Source organism: Streptomyces sp. NPDC090032 (assembly GCF_044748025.1).
Taxonomy (GTDB): Bacteria; Actinomycetota; Actinomycetes; order Streptomycetales; family Streptomycetaceae; genus Streptomyces.
This window is the reverse complement of sequence record NZ_JBIVFF010000037.1, coordinates 1-1990: the sequence shown is the minus strand read 5'-3', so window position 1 is coordinate 1990 and position 1990 is coordinate 1. Positions and strand designations below refer to the sequence as shown.

General features: G+C 71.2%; 4 protein-coding genes. 3 read left to right on the top strand and 1 reads right to left on the bottom strand.

All coding sequences use genetic code 11. From position 1 onward, the window contains the following. The first annotated feature begins 142 nt into the window (after nucleotides 1–142). On the top strand, nucleotides 143–271 hold the full coding sequence (gene mmpB, locus ACIPWY_RS40290) for a morphogenic membrane protein MmpB (protein WP_264484688.1): 129 nt from the start codon (nucleotides 143–145) through the stop codon (nucleotides 269–271). Between the two features lie 110 nt (nucleotides 272–381). Then, the gene (locus ACIPWY_RS40285; RefSeq protein WP_401537094.1) at nucleotides 382–1038 is read left to right on the top strand and encodes a Maf family protein; all 657 of its coding nucleotides are present in this window, start codon (nucleotides 382–384) and stop codon (nucleotides 1036–1038) included. A 24-nt stretch (nucleotides 1039–1062) separates the two neighbouring features. Here the strand turns inward: ACIPWY_RS40285 and ACIPWY_RS40280 are convergent, their stop codons facing one another. Then, entirely contained in the window at nucleotides 1063–1530 is a 468-nt protein-coding gene (locus ACIPWY_RS40280) for a hypothetical protein (protein WP_362910957.1), read from the bottom strand. A gap of 353 nt (nucleotides 1531–1883) precedes the next feature. Between ACIPWY_RS40280 and ACIPWY_RS40275 the strand changes: the two genes are divergently transcribed. After that, nucleotides 1884–1990: biotin carboxylase N-terminal domain-containing protein (locus ACIPWY_RS40275; RefSeq protein WP_324603837.1), on the top strand; the 107-nt coding region annotated here is incomplete at its 3' end.

Sequence of the window (1990 nt, the reverse complement as noted above, 5' to 3'; positions counted from 1 at the left end):
GGGGGGGGGGGGGGCCCCGCCGCCGCCCCGCCGCCCGCGGGGGGGGGGGGGGGGGGTGGGGGGGGGGGGGGGGGGGGGGGGGGGGGGCGCGCGCCCCCCCCCCCCCCCCCCCACCGCTCGCCGGGACAGCAGTATCGGATCCATGCTGTGGTCAGACCCCGAGAACGAGCCCCCCGAGGAGCTGCGCGAAACCCAGGCGATGCTCCGCCGAGCGGGCTTCGTGCTCGCGGTGGCGATGGTGATCGCCATGCTGGTTCTGGGAATCGTGTAGATGCTGGTTCTGGGAATCGTGTAGGAGCCCCGGCCCTAGCACCCCCATCCGCCCGCATGCAGAACCCTGACCGCATGTAGAACCCCGCCCGCGTGTGGAACCCTGAGCGCATGACTGATCCGCACGATCCCCACGCGAGCACCCCCTCGGGCACCCCGGCAAGCACCCCCCGCCGCCGCCTGGTCCTCGCCTCCCAGTCCCCGGCCAGGCTGGCCCTGCTGCGTCAGGCGGGCCTCGCCCCCGAGGTGCTGGTCAGCGGGGTCGACGAGGACGCCGTGTCCGCCCCCACCCCGGCCGAACTGGCGCTGGCGCTGGCGGAGGCGAAGGCGTCCGTGGTCGCGGCGAAGCCGGAGGTGCACGGCGCGCTGGTGATCGGCTGCGACTCGGTCCTGGACATAGACGGCCAGGCACTCGGCAAGCCGGCCGACGCCGAGGAGGCCACGGCGCGCTGGAAATCGATGCGGGGCCGCGCGGGCACCCTGCAGACGGGCCACTGCGTGTACGACACGGCGACCGGCCGCTACGCGTCGGCGACGGCCTCGACGGTGGTCCGCTTCGGCGAGCCGAGCGACGCGGAGATCGCCGCGTACGTGGCGTCGGGCGAGCCGCTCCACGTGGCGGGCGCGTTCACGCTGGACGGCCGCTCGGCACCGTTCATCGACGGCATCGACGGCGACCACGGGAACGTGATCGGCCTGTCGATGCCGCTGCTGCGCCGCCTGCTGGCCCGACTGGGCGTGAACATCACGGACTTGTGGACGGACTGACCGCAGCTCGCCTCACCGGGCCGATCAGACGGGCTGAGGCGCCCCGCCCCCCTCGGCCGGCCCGGCCGGAGCCTGACCCGCTCCCGCGCCGTCCCCCTGCTCCTTCCGGTCATAGGCGACCAGCGTGAGCACGATGAGCCCGAGCACGACCATCATGAAGACGAACGCGAGCCAGCCGACCAGGCCGATGCTGAACGCCCCGAGCAGCCCGTGCACGACGGCCGCGCTGATCAGCAGGATGCGGCCGAAGGTGGCCGGCGCGCGGTCGCGCACGGCGGTGCGTACGAGGACGATCCCGCACAGCACGAGGTAGATCCCGAAGAGGCCGCCCGCGATCCAGGCGGAGACGGACATGGCACGGGGGTCGAGCCCGGCCAGGGACATGTCCTGGCGGTCGACGACCAGCCCCAGGAACCAGTTGAGAAGGGCGATACCGATCGCCTCCGCGAAGAGCACGATCGCGGCCACCCATGCCACCGGTCTGCGTGCCACCGGAACCCCACCCACTTTCGGCTGTTACCCCAAGTCCGTTCGAGACAACGCGAACGCTACTAACGGGTAAACCTCGGGACAAGGGGTCTGCCCGGAGCAAAGAATCATTGGGCCATTCGTAGGGACTCCACAAAGAAACCCGGAGCGTCGCAGCGCCGTCTCACAGAGACCTAGCCCATGTCGGCGGGCTAGGGTTCGAAGAGGGAAGGCTGCGTTACAGGGCGCAACAGGGGGTTTCACCGCTTGAGCGCGCCTCGAATAGCACTCCGTGTGGGCAAGCTCACTCATGGGGACGGGTCGTAAGCCCGTGTCGGCAGTCCCTAAACTCGGCTTGTTTCAAGGAGGGAGCCATCGTGCGCAAGGTGCTCATCGCCAACCGTGGCGAAATCGCTGTCCGCGTGGCCAGGGCGTGCCGGGATGCCGGTATCGCGAGCGTTGCCGTTTACGCGGAACCGGACCG